The organism is Microbacterium sp. SS28 (assembly GCF_022761035.1).
In the GTDB taxonomy this organism is placed as follows: domain Bacteria; phylum Actinomycetota; class Actinomycetes; order Actinomycetales; family Microbacteriaceae; genus Microbacterium.
The window spans coordinates 479,134-500,797 of sequence record NZ_JAKWJP010000001.1; the positions used below are offsets into that span (position 1 = coordinate 479,134).

Genomic DNA, 21,664 nt, shown 5'->3' on the forward strand with positions numbered 1-21,664 from the left:
AAGAACTGAGCCTTGTCCAAGAGCATCGAAGTCAACGACCTCAACGTCTACTACGGCGATTTCATGGCCGTCGAGGGAGTCTCCCTCGCCATCGAGCCGCGCAGCGTGACGGCCTTCATCGGCCCCTCCGGCTGCGGCAAGTCGACCTTCCTGCGCACGCTCAACCGCATGCACGAGGTCATCCCCAACGCCCGCGTCGAGGGCGAGGTGCTCCTCGACGGAGACAACCTCTACGGCCCCGGCGTCGACCCCGTGCTCGTGCGCCGCCAAGTCGGCATGGTGTTCCAGCGGCCGAACCCCTTCCCGACGATGTCGATCAAGGAGAATGTGCTCGCGGGCGTCAAGCTCAACAACAAGCGCATCTCACGCTCGGACGCCGACGCGCTCGTCGAGAAGTCGCTGCGCGGCGCGAACCTCTGGAACGAGGTCAAGGACCGTCTCGAGAAGCCCGGGTCGGGCCTGTCGGGCGGCCAGCAGCAGCGTCTGTGCATCGCGCGCGCGATCGCCGTCTCGCCCGACGTGCTCCTGATGGACGAGCCCTGCTCGGCCCTCGACCCGATCTCGACCTACGCGATCGAGGAGCTGATCGAGGAGCTCAAGCAGGAGTACACGATCGTCATCGTGACCCACAACATGCAGCAGGCGTCGCGCGTCTCGGAGAAGACCGCGTTCTTCAACATCGCCGGCACGGGCAAGCCCGGCAAGCTCATCGAGTACAACGACACGCGTTCGATCTTCACGACGCCGACCGTCCAGGCCACCGAGGACTACGTGTCGGGTCGCTTCGGGTAACCCGAGCACGGGCGGAGGAGATGGCACCACCGGAGGATCGGATGCCGCGCCTCGATCCTCCCGTGGCGCCACCTCCTCCCTTATTGTCGCGGGGGCGGCGGGCGGCTTCAGTCGCGCGGGCTCAGCAGGTAGCGATTGACGGATGCCGTCAGCTCCGCGTCCATCGCGAGCTCGGCGCCGTCGACCGCCGTGATGGGGGCGGCGAGCCGCACGCTCGAGACGAGCCACGCGGCGTCCGCCCGCGCGAGGTCGGCGACCGGGATCGACTCGTAGGCGACCTCGTGCCCTTCCGCGGCGAGGTGCTCGAAGAGGCTCACCTGCGTCGTGCCGTGGAGGATCGCGCCGGACGGCTCGGGCGTCACGAACCGATCGCCGAAGCGCAGGATGACCGACGCCGTGGGCGCCTCGAGGACGAGTCCGTCCGACGAGACGAAGATCGCGTCATCCGCTCCCCTGCGCTTCGCCTCGCGCAGCGCCGCCATGTTGACGGCGTACGAGAGGGTCTTCGCGCCGAGCAGGAGCCACGGCGCCCGTGCGGGGGCCGCGCTGTCGTACCCGCGATCGAGGGTCACGACGCGGATGCCGCGGGTGCGCGCGGCGGTGTTGTCGGCCGCCTGGGCCGCCGTCACCCACGCGGTCGGCGCGGGGCCGTGCTCGACGCCGCGGCTCAGGATGAGCTTGATCACGCCCTCGCCCGACGCGGGGCTCTCGGCGGCGGCGCGTGCGACCGCCTGTCGCCACTGCGCGGCGTTCGGAGCCGGGAGGTCGCACAGCCGCGCCGACTGCGCGAGCCTCTCGAGGTGCGCCTGGACCTCCTGCGGGTGACCGGCGACAACGCCGATCGACTCGAAGATGCCGTCGCCGCGCTGCGTGCTGAGCTCTCCGATGCTGAGGGCGGGGCTCGTCGGGTCGACCACGGCGAACGTGTCGGCGAAGTCGGTGCGGGGATCATCGGATGCCGCGGGCTCGATCAAGAGGGCGAAGCGCCAGGTCATGCGACGAGCCTACGCGGCGGGAATACCCGCACGCGGGCGTCCGTTACACTGGATCAGCCGGGCCGCAGTAACCCCGGGCTCCATCTTCTGCCGCTCCGAGCGGCTCCGCGCCGAGAGGCGTTCTGCGGCCCGGCTTTCTCTTTGCCTGCGACACGTCCGCGCGTCGAAGCGCGACGCAGGGCTTCAGGTCAGGGCGTCTCGCCGCCACAGCGCCGCACACGCCGAGAGGTCGCCCGCGTAGTCGGAGAGGCGCAGCGCGCGCGTCGTGAACGTCGAGGCCCGCTCCGGCTCGGTCGCCTCGTAGTCGTCGGCGAGATGCGTCGCCCCCGAGGCCTGGACGCGGCAGAACGCTGCTGCGCGGTCGAGCGCGACGGCGAAGTCGCCCTGGAAGAGCCCGCGCAGGATCGTGTCGACGAGGGCGACGAGCTCGTCGGGACCCGCCGGCACGGGAGCTCCCGCGACGACGGGGTCGGCGGAGTCGAGGGCGAGCCTCCCCCGCTCGTAGAGGAGGGCCGCGGTCTGCGCGTCGTCGTGGATCGACAGCTGCAGCAGGTACAGCCGCCACAGCGCTCCCGGCAGCGTGCGCGCGGGCGAGCGCGACCACAGCTCGGCGAGATCGTCGATGCCGTGCACGTCGGTGAAGGCGACGAGACGGTCGACGATCTCTCCGCTCGGGTCCTGCCGCACGCGGGCGAGCAGCGCCTGCGCCGTCGAGTGCGCGACGCGCGACACCTCGGCAGGATCCTCGGCGGCGAAGACGCGGTCGAAGACCTCGGCGGGTCGCCGCACCGGCTTGTGGAACTCCCTGGAATCGTCGCTCATCCGTTCCAGGCTACCCGCGGCCACAAGGGTGCGGTCGCGGGCGGGCACCATCCAGGGGAGGCACATGGCTCAGCCGCCGAGGTGACCGATCACGCCTGGTTGATGCGGATGTGGTTGCCCGCGGGGTCGCGGAAGGCGGCATCCCGGGGTCCCCAGTCCTGCGCGATCGGCTCCTGCAGCACCTCGGCTCCCGAGGCGCGGAGGCGCTCGAAGGTCGCATCGAGGTCGTCCGTCGTGAAGACGTACGGGCCGGGGCCCGAGCCCTTCGCGACGAGGCGGTGCAGGGCGTCGCCGTCCTCGGGCGAGCGGCCCGCGGTCGGGTCGGAGACGACGAGCGAGAGTCCCGCCTGGCTGGGGAAGCCAAAGCTCACCCACCGGTGGCCGTCGTACGCGACATCGTTCACGACCTCGAGACCGAGGCCGTCGCGGTAGAACGGGATCGCGGCGTCGACGTCGTCGACGGTGATGGGGCTGTATGCGAGTGAGATCGTGGTCATGGGCTCCACGCTACGGATCCCGCAGCGGGCGCGCTTCTCCGATCCTGCTCGGATCACCGCCCGCACCGACCCCGGCAGGGTGCTGGTCACGCGTAGCGGGTCGGCCGCGTCAGGATCTTGGCGATGCACAGCGGCATCGCCTCGGCCGCCTCGTGCGGACGCGCGCGGTATGCGCTCGGCGTCTCGCCGACGATCTCGGTGAACGTCGAGCTGAACGAGCCGAGCGAGGTCGCTCCCACGGCGGTGCAGGCATCCGTCACCGACGTCCCCGCCCGAAGCAGCGCCATCGCCCGCTCGATGCGCCGCGTCATGAGGTACGCGTAGGGCGTCTCGCCGTAGGCGGTCTTGAACTCGCGCGAGAAGTGCGCGGGCGACATGAGCGCCTTGGCGGCCATCGTCGGGACGTCGAGCGGCTCGGCGTAGTCGCGGTCCATGAGGTCGCGCGCGCGCCGCAGATGCACGAGCGTCTGCGGGGACTGCTCGGAACGACCGGATGCCGAAGCCACGCCTCGCACACTACCCGCGCTGCGGGCTCACGCCGTCGGGATCGTGACGATCGGATCGGACGTCGGCTGCCCCGTCGGCGACCCGCCCTCGGGCTCGACCGAGACGGCGATGACATCCCCTGCCTGCACCGTGCCGTCGAGCAGCGCCGTCGCATTGCCGGTCTCGTCGGTGTCGAACTGCCCCGCCGAGACCGCCGTGCCCTCGCGCACGAACCACAGCTCGTAGGTCTGCTCCGACGTCGCGGATTCGACGCCGTTCGTCACGACGACGACCTTGCCGACCGACTCCGACCAGTGGGCCGTCGCGGTGCCGCCGCCTGCGACCTCGGCGGTCGCCGCCTGCGCGTCGGGCGCCGCCTCGATCTGCTCGAGGGCGACGACGGACGCGGGCGCCCGCAGCCGGTCGCCGATGACGACGGCCGTCGTGCCGAGGGCGATGAGCAGGACGAAGGATGCCGCGAGCGCGAGCAGCCCCCGTGTCCAGTTGCGGCGCGCGACAGTCTGGATGACCTCCGTCGACGGTGCGGGCTCGCGGGGCTCGGCGGGCGCGTCGTCAGCGGCCGCGGGACGCGCGATGCGGGCGAGGAGGGCGTCGCGCACGAAGGCGGGCGGCTCGACCTCGGCGACGCCGTCGGCGAGCTCTGAGGCGGTCGCGGCATCCGTCTCGACGATCGAGCTCCATTCCGGATGCTCCGCCAGCGCCTCCTCGAAGGCGCGCGCGTCGTCGGGTGACAGCGCGCCGAGCGCGTGGCCTGCCGAAAGCTCGGCGAATTCGTGCACGTTCATTGCGTCACCCCCATCTCGGTCCGCAGGCGGGACAGTCCGTCTCGCATCCTGGTCTTGATCGTTCCCAGCGGCGCCCCCACGAGCGCCGCGATCTCACTCTGGCTGTATCCCCCGAAGTACGCGAGCGTTAGCGCCTCGCGCTGCGGGTCGGGCAGGGCCGCGACGGCTCTCGCGACGCGGCGTCCCTCGATCCGCAGCTCGACCTGCTCGGCGACCCCGTCGTGCGGGACGTCGAGGTCTCGCGCGCCGATCCGACGGTCGCGGTCCGCACTGGACTGCGCCGACCGCACGCGGTCGACGGCCCGTCGATGTGCGATCGTGAGCACCCAGGCCCTCCCCTGCCCTTTGTTCGGAGCGAACCGGTCGGCGGATTGCCAGATCTCGAGGAAGACCTCCTGCAGCACCTCTTCGCTCTGCGCGCGATCGACGAGGACGCGGAGGATGAGTCCGAAGACACGCGGCGAGAGCAGGTCGTAGAGGCGCGCGAACGCGGACTCTTCGCCGTCCGCGACGAGGACGAGCAGTTCGCCGACATGATCGCGAGGGTCGGTGCCCTCCACGGGCACGTCCACTCCATCGATCACCACATCCACCAGCATGCCCTAGCCCCCTCTGCTCCCCCAGGGATTGACGTCGACACGATTCATCCGAATGTGAACGAGTAGGCCTCGACGCCGGGCGACACCGTGACCTCGAGCACGCCGCGCGCTCCGCCCGCTCCTGTGACGACGGCGTACGACTTCGGAGTGCCCGAGACCGCGATCCGCTCTGGCGCTCCGCCGTCGAGCCGCACGACCACGTCGCCCTCGCCGGCCAGCACCATGCGCACCTCATCGGCATGGAAATCGAGACGGATGTCGCCGCCCGCCGCGTCCGCGGGCGTGGCGTACTGCGTCTCCACTGTCCACTCGCCGTCGAGCGCGAACGAATCGGCAGGCTGCTCGGCGGGTGCGGTGAACGACGACGTCCCGGCTCCGTACGATCCGGATCCGCCGAAGTTCACCTCCTTCGACGAGCCGAGGAAGGTCTCGCGCGTCGTCGCCCCCGCGTCGGGCGTGTCGTCGGCGACCTCGGTCGCGGGCGGGAGCGCGGCATCCGGATCCGCGTTCTGCAGGAGTTCGCGGATGAGCTTCTCGGTCGCTTCGTAGTTGCCCTCTCCGAACGCGATGTGCCGCACGACGCCGTCCGCGTCGATGAGGTAGTGCGCGGGCCAGTACCGGTTGCGGTAGTTCGTCCACGTCGCGAGGTCGTTGTCGAGCGCGACGGGGTAGGTGATGCCGAAGTCGCGCGCACCGGCGGCGACGTTCGGGGCATCCTTCTCGAAGGCGTACTCGGGCGAGTGGATGCCGATCACGCGCAGTCCCGCGGAGCGGTATGCCTCGTCCCACGCGACGACGTGCGGGATGCTGCGCTGGCAGTTGATGCACGAGTACGCCCAGAAGTCGATGAGCACGACCTGACCGCGGAGGTCGGGGAGGTCGACGGGGGCGCCGTCGGGCGTGTTGAGCCACTGCTCGATGCCGCGGATGCTCGGCGCCGTGCCGCACGACTCGAGCTCGACGGCGCCGTTCGTGCACTGGTCGAGATCCTTGTTCTCGTCGGTGACGAGGCCGCCGAGGTCGAGCGCGCGGCGCGCGTCGGGATTGTCGGTGAGGTCGCGCTGGATGCCGGCGGTGTAGTCGGGCACGAGCCGCTGCAGCAGCTGCGGCACATTGAGGACGAGCCCAGCGGCGAGCGCGAGCATCGCGATGCCCGCCGCGATCCGCAGGCCGCGCTCGCGCGTGCGGAACGCGCGGATGCGCTCGATGACGGTGCGTCCGGCGAGCGCGAAGAACAGCAGCGGGATCGCGACGCCGACGGCGAAGGACACCGTGAGCAGGACTGTCTCGATGCCGATCCGGCCGGTGGAGCCCGCGACGATGATCGCGGCGAGGACGGGCCCCGCGCACGGCACGAAGACGGCGCCGAGCGCGAGGCCGACACCGAAGCCGTGCCCGCCGTTGGCGACCTCCCGGCGGGGAAGCCACTGGAACGGCTTCTCGAGCAGCTGCTCGAACCGCGGCACCATGAGCCCGATGCCGATCAGGACGAGCACGGCGATCCCGAACCACCGGATGACGTCCTGCGGCAGGTTCAGCGCGCCCAGCACGAGCGACCCCGCGAGCGTCACGGCCGTGAAGCTCGTGATGAGCCCCAGGATCACGAAGTACGGACGCCGGCGGGATGCCGCGATGGGCCCGTCGTCCTGCCCTTCGAAGCGGGCCGACTGGGCGCCGGCCGTGAGGAAGATGACGGGCAGCACCGGCAGGATGCACGGCGAGATGCCCGTGATGAGCCCGCCGAGCAGGCCGATGATGATGACGGACATGTGCGCTCCTCGGTGTCTGCCGGTTCTTCGACTCCGACGCCGGATCGGATTGGCACCCTCGCCTGGCGGGGCGGGAGCGGGAGCGGCATCCAATCCGATTCGCACGGCGTGCCGAAGAGCCTGTGTACGCCGCCTCTGCGGCGGACCACCCCCGGGCACCCGGGACGTGTCCATCGAGAGTCCGCACGCGGGCTCCGACATCGGAGGAACTCATGCTCAGCAGGAAGTCGCACCTCACAGCGGGCCTCACGCTCGCCTTCGCCGCCGCCCTCGCCCTCTCGGCCTGCACGTCCGCCACGCCGGCCTCGGACACGATGGAGTCGCAGGCTCCCGCCGCCGAGCCCAGCGAGTCGTCGATGGCCGACGACCAGACGATGGACCCGGCCGCGAACCTCGTGGGCCCGGGCTGCCAGGCGTACGCCGACGCCGTGCCGTCCGGCGACGGATCGATCCAGGGGATGTCGCAGGACCCCGTCGCGGTCGCGGCATCCAACAACCCGATGCTCACGACGCTCGTCGCCGCCGTCAGCGGTCAGCTCAACCCCGAGGTGAACCTCGTCGACACGCTCAACGGAAGCGAGTTCACGGTCTTCGCCCCCGTCGACGACGCCTTCGCGAAGATCGACCCCGCGACGATCGAGGCGCTCAAGACCGACACGGCGACGCTGTCGTCGATCCTCACCTACCACGTCGTCCCGGGTCAGATCGAGCCGGCCGACATCGTCGGAACGCACACGACCGTGCAGGGCGCGGACCTCGAGGTCACGGGCAGCGGCGACTCGCTCATGGTCAACGACGCGACGGTCATCTGCGGCGGCGTGCAGACCGCGAACGCCGTCGTCTACCTCATCGACACGGTGCTGATGCCGCCGATGCAGTAGCGAGAACGGTCCGATCACGCGCAGACACGATCGGGTGGGGGCGGCGAGACCGCCGGGGCCTGCGGGCCCCGGCGGTCTCGCCGTCCTCCGCATGCACGCTCGCCGGGGCGGAAGGCGCGCGCTCGGTAGGGTGAACAGCGACGGAGAGGCGGCCTCGTGATCGCTCGGTTCGAAGAACTCGACTGGCAGCCGACGCGGATGGGCGACCTGACGCTGCGGCGGCGCACCGAACCCACGACGGGCGACCTCGTCTACGAGGTCAAGCTCGGCGACGAATACCTGATGTCCAGCCTGTTCACCGTCGCCGAGGAGGAGCTCGCGACGCTCGGCCTGGCGGCGACGACTGGAGGCGACCTCGACGTCCTGGTGGGCGGGCTCGGCCTCGGGTACACAGCGGCGACGGCGCTCCGCGACGATCGGGTGCGCTCCCTCGCCGTGATCGATGCGCTGCCCGCCGTCATCGGCTGGCACGAGCGTGAACTGCTGCCCGTGTCGACCGCCCTCGTCCGCGACGCGCGCACGGCGCTCGTGCACGACGACTTCTTCGCCGTCATGCGCCGACCGCCTGCCGGGGATGAAGCCCCCTACGACGCGATCCTGCTCGATGTCGATCACTCGCCGCGTCATCAGCTCGACCCGACGCACGCCGACCTCTACACCGTCGCCGGCTTGACGGCCCTCGGTCGCCACCTCCGCAGCGACGGTGTCTTCGCGCTCTGGTCCGACGATCCGCCGGACGATGAGTTCATGGCCGTCCTGGCCGCGGTGTTCGATCGCGCCACCGCGCACGTCGTGGACTTCGCGAACCCCCTGACGGGCGGGATCTCGTCGAACACGATCTACGTCGGAGTCCGTCGCGGCTGACCGCCGGCGACGACCCCGCTCACCGGCCGGTGGGCATCGCCCGGCCGATTCGTCGCGCGCGACGTGCACCCTCATCCGCTCGAAGTAGGCTGGTAGCTCACGGGCCTGTAGCTCAGTCGGTAGAGCATCGGACTTTTAATCCGCGGGTCGAGGGTTCGAGCCCCTCCGGGCCCACAGAGAAGACGGCGAGCCTCCGGGGTCGCCGTCTTCGCCTGTTCGCGGCATCCCCCCTCTGCCACGGCAGGGTGGTCCGGGTCAATGGGGGGCCTCGCCGTGAGAGGCGCGGGATAGGTTCGATGAGGGCCACTGCGGCGGCGCCCGACCGCTGCGGGTGCCCGCGTAGGAGGGGAATGAACGTCGTGGAATCGCCCGCATCGGTCGGCGTCGGCTCGATTCTCGTGGGCCGCTACCGCCTCGACGAGCTGGTCGGCGAAGGCGGGATGTCGCGCGTGTTCCGCGCCGAGGACCTCGCCCTCGAGCGCACCGTCGCCGTCAAGATCATGCACGCCGCGACCGACGGATCGCCCGCTCGCGTGCGCACCGAGACGAAGCTGCTCGCGTCGCTCGGTCATCCGTCGCTCGTGACGCTATACGACGCGCACATCGCAAGTACAGGGCCCAGCTTCCTGGTCATGGAGTACGTCGAGGGCGCGACGCTCGCGGCGCGTCTCGCCGATGGTCCGCTGCCTGCCGCCGAAGTCGCGGCGCTCGCGATCGACCTCGCCGAGGCTCTGCACGCCGTGCACGCCAAGAACGTCGTGCATCGCGACATCAAGCCGTCGAACGTCCTGATCTGGCCGTCACCCCTGCCGGACCGCACCTTCCGCGCGAAGCTCACGGACTTCGGCATCGCGTACCTCATCGATTCGACGCGAGTCACTTCACCCGGCACCGTCATCGGCACGGCGGCATACCTCGCGCCCGAGCAGGTGCGCGGCGAGGCACCCTCGCCGGCCGCCGACATCTACTCGCTCGGACTCGTCCTGCTCGAATCGCTCACGGGTGTCCGCGCGTTCGGCAATGCGCTGGGCCACGAGGCGATCGTCGCGCGGCTCACGACCTCGCCCTCGATCCCCGACGACACACCGGAACCGTGGCGCGTCCTGTTCGCCGCGATGACGGCACCCGATCCCGCACGACGGCCGACGGCGCTGCAGGTCGCACTCGCCGCGACGGCGCTGCGCGGACAGGATGCCTCGACCGGCACGATCGTCTCGCTCATCACCGACCCCACGGTGGCGGCACCGGCCGTGGCCGAGCTCGAGCCGACGTCGCATCCCGACGTGCCGACCGAGGCCTCCCCGGCACCCGACGCGCGCCGTGGACCCGACCCCACACTCGTGCTCGCACAGGACGATGATCCCCCCGTGCCGGCTCCGGCGCCCGCGCGCCGCCGCCGGGGGTTCACCGCGGTGCTGCTCGTGTGCGTCGGCCTCGCCGTCGCGGCGGCCATCGCGATCGGCGTCGCCTTCAGCACACAGCAGCCCGAGCCTGCGCCCGCACTCCCGGGCAACGTCGAACCGCTCGGCACGCATCTGCAGCAGCTCCTCGATGAGGTGAGCCCGTGATCCGACGCCTTGCCGCCTCTGCTGCCGCTGCCGCGATCGTCGTCGCGGCGCTGACCGGCTGCGCGTCTCCCTCGCTCGACACATCGTTCGGCGACCAGCTGCAGACGTCGGTCGTCGAGGTGGCCTCGGCCGCCGCGGGCGGCGACCTTCCCGGTGCGATCGTGCAGCTCGACGAGGTGCAGGCCCAGCTGCAGGAGGCGATCGACGCCGAGGCCGTGACGGCAGCGCGGGCCGCGCGCATCCAGACCGCGATCGACGCCGTCCGCGCCGATCTCGAGGCGCTCGTGCCGCCTGCTCCCGCACCTGCTCCGGAACCCGCGCCCGTCGAGCCTGGGACCGACGGGGTCGACGACGGCGATCAGGGCAACGGCAACGACAACAGCGGACCCGGCAACAACAACGGCAACAGCGGCAAGGACAAGGACAAGGGCAAGGGCGACTGAGCTCAGAGCGCCGTCCGGGCGGTCCGCCGCGCGTGCGCGCTCAGCTCATCGCCCCGGCGCGCGAGGAAGTGCTCGAGCCGCTCCGGGTCGATGCGGCCGATCTCGCGCAGCGCGACGCCGACATTCGTCTGCACGAGGTGCTCGGGATCCGCGGCCAGCAGCTCGCACAGCGCGAGCGGGTCGTCGAGGTCGCCCGCGCGGATGATCCAGAACGCCGCGGTGATCGCCATGCGACGGTGCCAGCGGTCGTCGGACCGCGCGAGCGTGAAGAGCACATCGCGGGGCTTGTCGAGCAGGTACCACCCGACCACCCGCGGCGCGGCACGGTCGATGTAATCCCACGTGTCGACACGGTCCAGCCGCCGCATCCACAGCTCGTACAGCGCGTCCCGGTCGACCGCGCGCTGCCGCGCCTTGAAGTCCAGGACGCTGACGGCGACCATCCGCATCTCGTACGCGTCGGAGTCGAGCAGCAGGTCGACCTCGGGCAGCGGCATCCGGCTTCCGCGCTCGGCGATGTCGAAGACGGTGCCCATGCGCACTCCGATGACGGTGGTGGTCTCGTCGGTCATGCGCTTCTCGATCTTCGCGCGTTCGTCGACGGATGCCGCGGCCTCGAGTTCGGCGAGCACAGCGGCCGCCGTCAGCGGCTCAGTCATCGTCGAGGCTCCGCGACAGCTCGTGCTCGAGGCCGTTCGGACCCTCGATGGTCGCGCCGGTCGGGCGGAATCCCAGCCGGGCGTAGGCGGCACGGGCGCGGGTGTTCTCGTCGTGGACGTCGAGGAAGAGGCTGTCGGCTCCCTGCGTGCGCGCCCACGCCGCGCCCGCGGCGAAGAGCCTGTCGAGCAGGCCCGTCCCGCGATGCTCGGGGTTGACGTAGACGGCGACGGCGGTCGCCCCACCGGTGTCCCGCACGCGTCCGAAGTAGTCGGCGACCCCCGGCTCGGGGATGAGGATCGTGACCGTCCCCACCCACGTTCGACCCGTCTCGGCGATGAACTGCGCCGCGCTGCCGGAGAGCGCGGCGCCGACGGCGCGCTCGTCCCAGAACTCGCGCGGCCGGGCCATGGCGTCGTCGCGCGTCTCGAGGAATGCGATGCCCGCGGCGGGGTCGTCGAGAGCCTCGAGCCGCAGCCTGCGCACGCGCTCGCCATCGCTCGCGAAGACGCGGCGGACCTCGGGCTCAGACACCCGACTCGGCGAGCTCGGCGCCGGCGTGGGCAAGCTCGGCGAGCGCCGCTTCGCTCGTCTCGGGGGCGACCCCCGCGATGAGATCCGTCAGGATGCGCACGTGCCGGCCGTGCTCGATCGCATCGAGCGCGGAGGCGCGGACGCAGTAGTCGGTCGCGATCCCCGCGACGTCGATGTCGATGACGCCGTGCGCCTCGAGCAGATCCGACACCGTCTCGCCGTCGTCGGTCGTCCCCTCGAAGAGCGAGTAGGCCGGGCGTCCCTGCCCCTTCTTGACGTGGTGCGTGACGGCCGAGGTGTCGAGGCCCCCGTCATACTCCGCGCCCGCCGTGCCGCTCACGCAGTGGACGGGCCAGGTGTCGACGAAGTCCGGCTCGCCCGCCGCGAAGTGCCCGCCGTTGTCGTTGTCGCCGTCGTGCCAGTCGCGCGAGGCGACGATCACGGCGTACTCCGCGGCGTGCGCGGCGAGGTGGCGGGAGATGCGCTCCGCGACGGCGTGCCCGCCGTCGACGCCGAGCGCACCTCCCTCGGTGAAGTCGTTCTGGACGTCGACGATGAACAGTGCCTTGCTCATGGTCCGAGCGTACGCCGCACCGCCGCGGCAGGACTCCTCACGATCGGGTTGCCGGGTCGGCGTCAACCTCTTCCCGACGGTCGGGGGACGCGGACCTGCGGAGCTCCGGCGCGGCGTCGGCGGAGGTCTCGCCCCACGCATTCGCCCGGCCGAGCCGCGAGGGCCACCAGATCGCGCGCCCGATGTCGTACGTGACGGCGGGGACCAGCAGCGAGCGCACGACGAACGTGTCGAGCAGCACGCCGAAGGCCACGATGAACGCGAGCTGGGCGAGGAACAGGATCGGGATGACGCCGAGCGCCGCGAACGTCGCCGCGAGCACGAGACCGGCGGAGGTGATGACGCCGCCCGTCGCGACGAGGCCGCGCAGGATGCCGCGCCTCGTGCCGTGCACGAGCGACTCCTCCCGCACGCGCGACATGAGGAAGATGTTGTAGTCGACCCCCAGCGCGACGAGGAAGATGAACCCGTAGAGCGGCACGGCAGGGTCGGCGCCGGGGAACCCGAAGACGACGTTGAACACGATCGCGCTGACCCCGAGGGCCGCGGCGAACGACAGGATGACGCTCAGGATCAGCAGCACGGGCGCCACGATCGCGCGCAGCAGCAGCATGAGGATCACGAGGATCACGAGCAGCACGACGGGGATGATGACCGTGCGGTCACGGATCGAGGTCGCGTTCGAGTCGATGTCGGTCGCGGTCACTCCGCCGACGACGGCCGTGCCGGCGCCGAGCTCGTCGTCCAGCGCGACCCGGAGGTCTGCCACCGTCTGCTCCGCCTCGACGGAGTCCGCCGCGTCGGTCAGGGTGCCGACGAGCAGGACGTCGCCCTCGGACAGGGTCGGCTCGGGCGCCTCGGCGCTCGGGGGTCCCGGCACGGTCAGCACGGCATCGCCGCCCGTCACCTCGACCGTCGCCTGGCCGGTCGGTGAGTCCTCCGATGCCACGGCGACCGAGTCGATGCCGTCGCTTTCGGCCATGATGGTCGCGGCGTCGGCGAGCTGGTCCTGCGGGACGATGACGTAGACGGGGCTGCCCGATCCCGCCGGGAAATGCTCCGCGAGCACCTCCTGGCCGTCGCGGGCCTCGGAAGCGCCGAGCACGAGATCGCTCGACGGCACGCCGTCCGCCTTGAGCTGCAGCATGCCCGCCGACGCAATCAGCAGGATGAGGGTGCAGGCGACCCACACGGTGCGGGTGCGGCGAGCGACGAGGCGCGCCTGCCGCGGCCAGAAGCCCTTGACCGGCTGCGTGAGGTCGTCGGGAAGCGGCGCGGCGGGACCCTTCGGGATGAACGGCCAGAAGGCCGCGCGGCCGACGACGGCCAGGAGCGCCGGCAGGAACGTGAGCGCAGAGAGCACCGAGAACACGATGCCGATCGCCGCGATCGGGCCGAGGGCGCGGTTGGTCGCGAGATCGGACAGCAGCAGGCACAGGAGGCCCGCGATGACGGTGCCGCCCGAGGCGAGGATGGGCTCGAAGGCGCCTCGCCACGCGCGGTTCGTGGCATCCCACCGCGTCTCACCATCGGCGATCGCCTCTCGGAATCGAGCGACGTACAGCAGCGCGTAGTCGGTCGCGGCACCGATCACGAGGATGAACAGGATCCCCTGGACCTGCCCGTTGAGCACGAAGATCTCGGCTTTCGCGAGCCACCAGACGGTGAGCAGCGCGACGCACAGCGCGAAGAGCGACGTCATGAGCACGAGGATCGGCAGGAGCGGCGAGCGGTAGACGATCACGAGGATGATGAACACCGCGAGGAGCGCGACCCCCAGCAGCAGTCCGTCGATGCCGAGGAATCCTTCGACGAGATCCGCCGTGAAGCCCGCCGGCCCCGTGACCCAGCCCTCGAGCCCCGCGGGGAGGCTGTCTTCTATCGTCGTCCGCATCTCTCCGACGACTTCGCCGATCTCTCCCGACGCGTCGATGGGCACGAACAGCTGCGCCGCCTGACCGTCCTCCGAGAGGATCGGGGGCGAGACATCGCCCGTGACGCCGTCGAGCGCGGCGAACTCGTCGGCGAGGTCCTGCAGCGCGGCGAGGTCGTCCTCGGAGAGATCGCCCTCGCCCTCCACGACCACCACAGCGGGGATCGTGTCGTCGCCGAGGAAGTCCGGCAAACGCTCGCTCACCTCGGTCGCATCGGCGCTCTCGGGGAGGAACGACGACTGGTCGTTGGACGAGACCTCGTCGACCCTGCCGAAGTACGGGCCGCCGATCGAACCGCCCACGAGCCACACGAGGATCAGGACGACCGGGATGCCGATCCGCAGCCACCTCGATGGTCGGCGGTGTGCGGAGGGGGCTGAGCGGAGCTCGCGGCGAGTCGACATATCGCTAGCTTATCTAGCAATCGGCTCGACGTCGACATCGGCGATCTAGGGTGAGTCGCGATGTCCGCTGCACTCGTCTCGCTCTTCGGCGCGCTCGTCTACGGCTCCGCCGACTTCCTCGGGGGACTCGCTGCGCGACGCCTGCGCTCCATCGTCGTGACGGCGGTCGCGGCCGCGGCGGGCCTCGTCCTGCTCGTCGTCGCGTATCCCGTCATCGGCGGCGAGTGGCTGCCGGCCGACGTCGCATGGGGTGCGCTCTCGGGGGTGACGGGTGCCATCGCGATCGTGCTGCTCTACGCGTGCCTCGCGATCGGGCCCATGAGCATCCTCTCGCCGCTCACGGCTGTGGTCTCGGCGATCGCGCCCATCGCGTGGGCGCTCGTCGTCGAAGGCGAGACCCTCACCTGGACCGGCTACGCCGGGCTCGGCGTCGCGCTCGTCGCCGTCGTGCTCGTCGGATTCATCCCGGGCGAGAAGGTCGTGCGACCGAGCGCGCGGGGCCTGCTCTACGCCGTCGGGGCAGGACTCGCGATCGGCGCATTCCTCATCGTCATAGACCGGACGAGCGACGAGAGCGGCCTGGTGCCCCTCATCGTCAACCGCTCCGTGAGTGCCGTCATCACGGCGGCGACAGTCGGCGTCCTGACGATCGTGGCGGTGCGCGCGGGGCGTCGCGCCTCGAGCGTCCTCGCCGCGACGCCTGCGCGCCTGGGAGCGACCCCGACCGGGCACGCCGACCTCGAGCACGCCGGGATCGATGCGGGTGGGCGGGAGCCGGCCGCGGCGGCGCGTGACGCGGCATCCCGTGCCTCCGCCTGGTGGCTCGCGATCGGATGCGGCGCGCTCGACGCCCTCGCCAACCTGATGCTCGTCTTCGCGCTGCGCATCGGCGACCTCGCGATCGTCTCGGCGCTCACCGCGATGTATCCCGCCGGCACGATCCTGCTCGCGGCGGTGGTCCTGCGCGAGCGCATCGCGGGCGTGCAGTGGATCGGGCTCGTGCTCGCCCTCCTCGCGGGCGGACTGCTCGCGCTCGGCTGACCGGCGCGAGCGTCCGGCGCGGCCGCGTCAGCCGCGCGCGAAGAGCAGGATGCCCGAGAGGATGAGCGCGATGAGCCCGAGGGCGCCCAGGCCGGCGGCGAGGAGCGCGACGGCGCGGACGGCGGGCGAGCCGTGCGTCAGCCGCATGCGGTTGGGGGTGCCCCGGCGGTAGAAGATGTCGGCCATCTCCTTGCCCGCGAGGGCGTGCGCCTGCTCGTGGTTCAGCTGCGCCGCGTTGACTCCCCCGTCGGCGTCGAACCACCGCACGAGCGAGCGCCCGTCCTCGTGCTCGACGAACGCGCGGCCCGCGACCCACGTGCCGTCGGCGAGCTTGAGGATCAGCGCGACGATCGCGAGGAGGACGCCCGCGCCGAGACCCACCCACGTGAAGATCTCGATGATGGCGTCGATCGCGTGGTCCATCGGCTCCTCGTCAGGGTGCGGGTGAGGCGCGCAGCAGAGTGGGCCCCGGGATTCCGCGCAGGGCATGAGTCTACCGGGCCTGCTCGCGCGGCTTTCCCGTGAGCGAATGTCGGCATGTATCAGACGCGCACTTCCACTCTCTTCCCAGCGTGGACACAATGGGCCCTATGACGCATGCGGGCGCGGAGTCATCCGTCGATGCGGTCGAGCCCGCTCGCTGGGAGCGCGCGGCCGCACTCTTCGTGCGCTGGCGCGAGGGCGACGATCGGGCGATGGACGAGCTCGTCCGGCTCATGACGCCGGCCCTGTGGCACATCGTGCGGTCGTACGGACTCGAGGCCGCACTCGCCCAGGATGTCGTGCAGACGACGTGGCTCACCCTCGTGCGCCGGCACTCCTCGATCGTCGATCCGCTGGCCGTCTCGGGCTGGCTCACGATGTGCGCGCGCCGCGAGGCGTGGCGCGTCGGCAAGCAGCACCGCCTCGCGCGGCCGACCGACGTCGAGGTGCTCGAGCCGCAGCTCCCGGTCCACGAATCGGCGGAGCAGACGGCGACCGCCGACGACGAGAGGCGCCGCCTCTGGAGCGCCGTGGGCAGGCTCGACGAGCGCTGTCGCCACCTGCTGCGGATCGTCGCGTTCGACGACCGGCCGGACTACGCGCGCATCGCCGAGGACCTCGGGATGCCGGTCGGATCCATCGGGCCGACCCGTCAGCGCTGCCTCGCGAAACTCCGAGCCGAACTCGAGGGCGACGGATGGGGAGACCATGGACACTGACGACACCAGCGCCGACAGGGCGCTGTTCGCACGCCTCCGGGACATGTGGGAGGAGACGGACCCCGTGCCGGAGGACCTGGCCGACCGAATGGTCGCCGCCGTCGCCGTCGCCGATCTCTCGCGCGAGTACGCGCTGCTGACCCTCGTCGAGGGTTCCGTCCCCGCGGCGATCCGCGGCGAGACCGACACCGCGACCCTCCAGTTCAGCGACGGCGAGACGAATGTGCTGCTGCACGTGACGGCGACCGAGGACGGCTCCCGTCGGGTCGACGGGTGGGTGGATGCCGCTGCCCTCGCGATCCGCCTCATGCAGGACGACCACGACTGGCCTGCCCAGGCGGGCGAGCACGGGCGCTTCGCATTCGACTCGATCCCCCCCGGCGTCTCGCGACTGCACATCGTCGTGCGGGGGTCCGACGGAGATCTGCACGACTTCCGGACCCCGCGGTTCGAGGTTTAGGGAACAGGGGCCATTCGGCCCGCGCGATCACCATCCCGATGAGCACAGGGCTCGACGGGCAGAAGGGACAGCGACATGGCCGAAGAGCCGACCTGGCAGGAGCGAGAGGCGGCGTCCGAGCCGCGCGGAGTGGTCCTCGACCCCGGCCGGGAGCCCATCCCGGGCATCCCCGCGTTCGCGACCGCGTACGTGCCCGACCACCTCCTCATCACGGGCGACGCGTCGCACGCGCTCGAGGTGCTCGAGCGCGCCGCCGCCGTGTTCGGGTGGAGGCTCGTGCCCCAGACCCTCCGCGACAACCGCTACGCCGACAAGGACGGTGCGCGCAGCACGGCGCTGACCCGGGCCGTGATCGTGAAGGATCCGGGCGCCGAGCGGGACGAGCCCGTCGATGCGTGGCGGCTGCTGCAGCGGGCACGGCGTCTCACGCTGCGGATCCGCACTGTCACGAGGGGCCTCGAGCGGCCGGATCTCGTGGGGCCGTTCGGCCGCCGTCTCCCTTCGGCACAGCTCGTGGCGGTGCCGAAGGACGATCCGCTCCGCGGCGTCGGGCTCGACCACATCCTCTCGGTGGACGACATAGGCCTTAACCCGTTCGCGCGCACCAATCCCTTCGCCCGGACGAACCCTTTCGCACGGACCAATCCCTTCGCACGGACCAACCCCGCCGCGGACCTCGAGAACTACTCGTGGGCGGGCACAGGCGGGCTCGAGGTCGTGACCTACGTGGGCCCGCCTCCCCGGTGGAGCCACGAGACGAAGCAGGGCGGGCGGCGTCCGGTCGTCGCCGTGATCGACACGGGATGCGGTGAGCACTCGTGGCTGCCCACCGCGTCGAACGCGGCCGGGGGCCCGTGGCTCGAGGCGCGGCTTCCCGCGTTCACTCCCCCGCAGGTCGTCGGCGTCGAGAACGTCGACACCGACCCCGAGGTCCATCCCGATCAGACGGGCCCGCGCGACGGCCGGTTCGACGCGTCGTCGGGTCACGGCACCTTCGTGTGCGGCATCGTCCGGCAGGCGGGGCCGGATGTCGACATCATCGCGGCGCGCGTCGCGGACAGCGACGGGACCGTGCTCGAGAGCGAGCTGCTCGCGGCGCTCGAAGAGTTGCTCGAGCTGCTCGACAACCAGCCCGACGTCGCGCTCGACGTCGTGAACCTGTCGCTCGGCTACTACCACGAGACACCTCAGGACGGACTGTTCTCGACGGGCCTCTACGACATCCTCGTCGACTTCCGCAGCCGAGGGATCGTCGTGGTGTGCTCCGCAGGCAACGACTCGACCGAGCGGCCGACCTTCCCCGCGGCGCTGTGGGAGGGCAGCGATCCGGCACTGGGTCTCGGACCCGAGCCCGCCGGCATCGCGCCGCACGTCTCGGTCGGCGCGCTCAACCCGAACCGTCGATCGGTCGCGCTCTTCAGCAACATCGGTCCGTGGGTGCGCCTCTACGCCCCCGGCACGTCGGTGCTGAGCACGCTCCCCGCGACGTTCGAGGGCGGGCTCGACGCCGCGGCGCACGACGACCGGCTCGGGCTTCCGCGGCGCATGGTGGATCCGGACGACTTCCGGGGCGGCTTCGCGATCTGGAGCGGCACGTCGTTCGCGGCCCCCTATGTCGCGGGGCTCATCGCGCAGAGCATGGCGGAGCCGCTCACCGCGGCACAGGGCCGCCCCGCGCTGGGCTTCGACGACGTGCTCCAGCTGCTCTCCTCTCCGGAGCTGTCGGTATGGGATGCCTCGAAACCCACGATCGCCTGAGAGAAGGAGCCCTGTGACGACAGACACCGCTGCCGACAGCGTCGCGCGTCTGCGGAGGCGCCCGACGCCGGATGCCGCCGCGCTCTACCGGCGCGGAGTGGACCAGGTCAACGCCGGCCGCTACGTGCCGGCGCGACGCTCGCTCACCCGCGCGGCGGCCGCGGCGCGCGAACTGGGCGACGTCGATCTCGAGGCGCGCATCGCGGGGACGACGGGCTATCTGCTCGCCATCTCGAGCGACGCCGACGACGGCGAGCGACTGTGCCGAGAGGCGCTCGCGCTCCGCGGCATCTCCCCCGGCACCGTCGCGATCCTGCAAGGGCAGCTCGGGTCGATCGAGATGTCGCGCGGCCGGCTCGAGAGTGCGACGGAGTGGCTCGGGCGCAGCATCCGGGGCCTCTCCGACGACCCCGTGCGCGCCGCGAACATGCGCATGAACCGTGCTCTCGTGGCAATGGATCGCGGCGAGTTCGCGGCGGCGCGGGCCGACCTCGACGAGGCGGAGCGGGCCTATCTCGAGGCGGGCGACGTGCTCGTCGCGGCGCAGGCCGTGCACAACAGCGGCTACGTCTCGATGCTGGAGGGTGACGTCGTCCGCGCGCTGCAGACGATGGAGCGGGTCCGAGCTCCCATCGACGCGGAGTCGGAGCTGTGGGCCGCGACGAACGAGTCCGACCGGGCGCTCGCGCTGCGCGACGCGGGGCTGATCACCGAAGCCGAGACGAGCCTCGCGAACGTCGCCCGGGTGTTCGGGAGCCTCCGCGCCGTCCGCGAGCAGGCGGACGCCGAGTACGAGCTCGCACGGTCGCTGCTGCGTCACGCGCCCAGTCGCGCCGCGAAGGTCGCCGCCGCCGCGGCGCGGAGGTTCCGCCGCGTCGGCAGTGACGCGCGGGCGCTGCGGGCCGAGGCGGTCCGGCTTCGCGCACTGCTCGCCGCGGGCTCCGAGGACACCTCCGAGATGACGGACGGCCCCCGGCGCCTTCCCCCGGCCGATGAGGTCGCCACGACGGCTCACGCCCTCGATGCCCACGGACTGCGGGGGGATGCCGCGGCCCTGCGTCTCGCGGATCGGCTCGCGCGCCTCCGGCGCACGGGCGTCGATCCGCACGGGGAGACGGTCCGGGTCGCGAAGGGGCTGCCGCTCGAGGTCACACTCATGGCCTACGAGCTGCGTTCGCGGCACGCGCGCGGCGCGGGCCGCGAGGGACAGGCGCGACGCCAGGCGGCGCGCGGTGTCGAGCTGCTCGAGAGCTCGCGGCAGACGATGGGAAGCCTCGAGCTGCAGGGCGCCTCGGGCATGCTCGGCCGCGGCCTGCTCGCGGAAGGACTGTCGTCGGCCGTGCGCTCGGGGCGCCCCGACGTCGTCTTCGACTGGTCCGAGCGCGCGCGGCACATGAGCCTGCAGGTCGTGCCGCTGCGACCGCCGCCCGACGAGGAGTCGGCCGCCGAGCTCGCGGAGCTGCGCATGATCCGCGCGGCCCACCCCGACGGGGACTGGCTCGCCGACCCCCGCGCGGCGGCGCTGCGCGATCGCGCGCGCGAGCGGCAGTGGTCGCACACGGGGACCGCCGCGATCCACGAGCGCGTCGGGCTCGACGAAGCGCGCGCCGCGCTCGACGACGGCGACGCCGTCGTGTCGTTCGTCTACGACGGCAGAGAGCTCGTCGCGCTCGTCGCGACGCAGGATCGCACCGAGGTGAGCACGCTCGACTGGACGCGGGGGCACTCGGCGCTCGCGGGTCTGCGCTCGGACCTCGACATGGCCGCCGCCGTGCGGTCGGGGCCTCTCGCGTCCGTCGTCCAGGAGTCGCTCGACGACCGCCTGGCGGCACTGTCGAGCTTCCTGCTCGCCCCGATCGCGGCGGCGATCGGGGATGCGCGCCGTGTCGTCGTGGCGGTGCCCGGGGTGCTGTCCGGCGTGCCGTGGACGATGCTGCCGGGCGCCTGCGACCGAGCCGTCACGATGACGCCGTCGATCTCGCGGTGGGTCAGGGAGCGGGGAGCAGAGCCGTGGCGCACCCGGTCCGTCGGCTTCGCCGTGGGTCCCCACGTCAGGCGCGGCGACGAGGAGATCGCGCGCGCCGCCTCGGCATGGGCGTCGGATCGGGTGCTGTCGGGAGCACACGCGACGGTGGATGCCGTGGCCGAGCTCGCCGCCGAGGTCGACATCCTCCACGTCGCGGCGCACGGGCGCCACTCGCTCGACAATCCGCAGTTCTCGGCCCTCGAGCTGGCCGACGGCGCCCTGTTCGGCTACGACATCGACCGCATGCCGCACGTGCCGCAGACTGTCGTCCTGTCGGCGTGCGAGCTGGGCAGGTCGTCGGTGCGATGGGGTGAGGAGACCGTCGGGATGACGCGGGCGTGGCTGCATGCCGGCGCACGGTGCGTCGTGGCGTCGCCGGTCGTCGTGAGCGACGACGTCGCGTGCGACCTGCTCGGCGCCATGCACGAGCGGCTCGCGGCGGGCGAGGTGCCTTCATCGGCGCTCGCACGGGCCGTCGAGGAGACGGGCATCGTCGCGCCGTTCCTCGTGCACGGCACGGGGTTCTGAGCACCTCGGGGACAGACGGAGCGA

At 71.6% G+C, this 21,664-nt stretch carries 22 protein-coding genes and 1 tRNA gene; 11 read left to right on the plus strand and 12 right to left on the minus strand.

Annotated features, from left to right (window positions below):
• Positions 1-12 precede the first annotated feature (12 nt).
• A complete protein-coding gene (gene pstB, locus MJ607_RS02175) occupies positions 13-792 on the plus strand; it encodes a phosphate ABC transporter ATP-binding protein PstB (protein WP_243073903.1) in 780 nt (259 codons plus the stop codon).
• 107 nt (positions 793-899) lie between these two features.
• Here pstB and MJ607_RS02180 read toward each other — a convergent pair whose 3' ends face one another.
• The 7 genes from MJ607_RS02180 to MJ607_RS02210 form a co-directional block, all read right to left on the minus strand.
• The gene (locus tag MJ607_RS02180) at positions 900-1,787 is read right to left on the minus strand and encodes an aminodeoxychorismate lyase (protein ID WP_243073904.1); all 888 of its coding nucleotides are present in this window, start codon (positions 1,785-1,787) and stop codon (positions 900-902) included.
• A 183-nt stretch (positions 1,788-1,970) separates the two neighbouring features.
• Complete coding sequence (locus tag MJ607_RS02185) at positions 1,971-2,609, minus strand: DNA-directed RNA polymerase subunit beta (protein WP_243073905.1); 639 nt, start codon at positions 2,607-2,609, stop codon at positions 1,971-1,973.
• A gap of 89 nt (positions 2,610-2,698) precedes the next feature.
• Complete coding sequence (locus MJ607_RS02190) at positions 2,699-3,106, minus strand: VOC family protein (RefSeq protein WP_243073906.1); 408 nt, start codon at positions 3,104-3,106, stop codon at positions 2,699-2,701.
• 86 nt (positions 3,107-3,192) lie between these two features.
• Positions 3,193-3,540 carry a helix-turn-helix transcriptional regulator gene (locus MJ607_RS02195; RefSeq protein ID WP_243074503.1) on the minus strand — a complete coding sequence of 116 codons (348 nt, stop codon included), beginning with the start codon at positions 3,538-3,540 and terminating at the stop codon, positions 3,193-3,195.
• 99 nt (positions 3,541-3,639) lie between these two features.
• On the minus strand, positions 3,640-4,398 hold the full coding sequence (locus tag MJ607_RS02200) for an anti-sigma factor domain-containing protein (protein ID WP_243073907.1): 759 nt from the start codon (positions 4,396-4,398) through the stop codon (positions 3,640-3,642).
• Positions 4,395-4,997, minus strand: a complete 603-nt coding sequence (gene sigK, locus MJ607_RS02205; protein WP_243073908.1) for an ECF RNA polymerase sigma factor SigK — start codon at positions 4,995-4,997, stop codon at positions 4,395-4,397. Before sigK ends, MJ607_RS02200 begins: the two co-directional genes overlap by 4 nt.
• A gap of 44 nt (positions 4,998-5,041) precedes the next feature.
• A complete protein-coding gene (locus MJ607_RS02210) occupies positions 5,042-6,766 on the minus strand; it encodes a cytochrome c biogenesis protein DipZ (RefSeq protein ID WP_243073909.1) in 1,725 nt (574 codons plus the stop codon).
• Between the two features lie 212 nt (positions 6,767-6,978).
• On the opposite strand from MJ607_RS02210, the gene MJ607_RS02215 reads away from it, so the two are divergent.
• From MJ607_RS02215 to MJ607_RS02235, 5 genes are all read left to right on the plus strand, one after another.
• Positions 6,979-7,647, plus strand: a complete 669-nt coding sequence (locus MJ607_RS02215) for a fasciclin domain-containing protein (RefSeq protein ID WP_243073910.1) — start codon at positions 6,979-6,981, stop codon at positions 7,645-7,647.
• Between the two features lie 156 nt (positions 7,648-7,803).
• Entirely contained in the window at positions 7,804-8,511 is a 708-nt protein-coding gene (locus MJ607_RS02220; RefSeq protein WP_243073911.1) for a spermidine synthase, read from the plus strand.
• 101 nt (positions 8,512-8,612) lie between these two features.
• A tRNA-Lys gene (locus MJ607_RS02225) sits at positions 8,613-8,685 on the plus strand.
• A gap of 176 nt (positions 8,686-8,861) precedes the next feature.
• Positions 8,862-10,079, plus strand: coding sequence for a serine/threonine-protein kinase (locus tag MJ607_RS02230; protein WP_243073912.1), 1,218 nt, complete (start codon positions 8,862-8,864; stop codon positions 10,077-10,079).
• Entirely contained in the window at positions 10,076-10,522 is a 447-nt protein-coding gene (locus MJ607_RS02235; RefSeq protein WP_243073913.1) for a hypothetical protein, read from the plus strand. The genes MJ607_RS02230 and MJ607_RS02235 overlap by 4 nt, the downstream gene beginning before the upstream one ends.
• A gap of 2 nt (positions 10,523-10,524) precedes the next feature.
• On the opposite strand, the gene MJ607_RS02240 is transcribed toward MJ607_RS02235, so the two are convergent.
• The 4 genes from MJ607_RS02240 to MJ607_RS02255 are packed head-to-tail and all read right to left on the minus strand — an operon-like array spanning position 10,525 to position 14,625.
• A complete protein-coding gene (locus tag MJ607_RS02240) occupies positions 10,525-11,181 on the minus strand; it encodes a DNA alkylation repair protein (RefSeq protein ID WP_243073914.1) in 657 nt (218 codons plus the stop codon).
• Positions 11,174-11,713 (minus strand): GNAT family N-acetyltransferase, encoded by a 540-nt coding sequence (locus MJ607_RS02245; protein WP_243073915.1) that lies wholly within the window; start codon positions 11,711-11,713, stop codon positions 11,174-11,176. The genes MJ607_RS02240 and MJ607_RS02245 overlap by 8 nt, the downstream gene beginning before the upstream one ends.
• On the minus strand, positions 11,706-12,287 hold the full coding sequence (locus MJ607_RS02250) for an isochorismatase family protein (protein WP_243073916.1): 582 nt from the start codon (positions 12,285-12,287) through the stop codon (positions 11,706-11,708). Before MJ607_RS02250 ends, MJ607_RS02245 begins: the two co-directional genes overlap by 8 nt.
• 37 nt (positions 12,288-12,324) lie before the next feature.
• Complete coding sequence (locus MJ607_RS02255; protein WP_243073917.1) at positions 12,325-14,625, minus strand: efflux RND transporter permease subunit; 2,301 nt, start codon at positions 14,623-14,625, stop codon at positions 12,325-12,327.
• A 60-nt stretch (positions 14,626-14,685) separates the two neighbouring features.
• Here MJ607_RS02255 and MJ607_RS02260 point away from each other — a divergent pair, with 60 nt between their 5' ends.
• A complete protein-coding gene (locus MJ607_RS02260) occupies positions 14,686-15,666 on the plus strand; it encodes an EamA family transporter (protein ID WP_243073918.1) in 981 nt (326 codons plus the stop codon).
• Between the two features lie 27 nt (positions 15,667-15,693).
• Here the strand turns inward: MJ607_RS02260 and MJ607_RS02265 are convergent, their stop codons facing one another.
• Positions 15,694-16,089 (minus strand): hypothetical protein, encoded by a 396-nt coding sequence (locus MJ607_RS02265; RefSeq protein WP_243073919.1) that lies wholly within the window; start codon positions 16,087-16,089, stop codon positions 15,694-15,696.
• Between the two features lie 167 nt (positions 16,090-16,256).
• Between MJ607_RS02265 and MJ607_RS02270 the strand changes: the two genes are divergently transcribed.
• From MJ607_RS02270 to MJ607_RS02285, 4 genes are all read left to right on the plus strand, one after another.
• Positions 16,257-16,868, plus strand: a complete 612-nt coding sequence (locus tag MJ607_RS02270; protein WP_243073920.1) for an RNA polymerase sigma factor — start codon at positions 16,257-16,259, stop codon at positions 16,866-16,868.
• Positions 16,858-17,328, plus strand: coding sequence for a hypothetical protein (locus MJ607_RS02275; RefSeq protein WP_243073921.1), 471 nt, complete (start codon positions 16,858-16,860; stop codon positions 17,326-17,328). Before MJ607_RS02270 ends, MJ607_RS02275 begins: the two co-directional genes overlap by 11 nt.
• Positions 17,329-17,403: 75 nt before the next feature.
• Positions 17,404-19,086 (plus strand): S8 family serine peptidase, encoded by a 1,683-nt coding sequence (locus MJ607_RS02280; protein WP_243073922.1) that lies wholly within the window; start codon positions 17,404-17,406, stop codon positions 19,084-19,086.
• 13 nt (positions 19,087-19,099) lie between these two features.
• Positions 19,100-21,640, plus strand: coding sequence for a CHAT domain-containing protein (locus tag MJ607_RS02285; protein WP_243073923.1), 2,541 nt, complete (start codon positions 19,100-19,102; stop codon positions 21,638-21,640).
• The last annotated feature ends 24 nt before the right edge of the window (positions 21,641-21,664 follow it).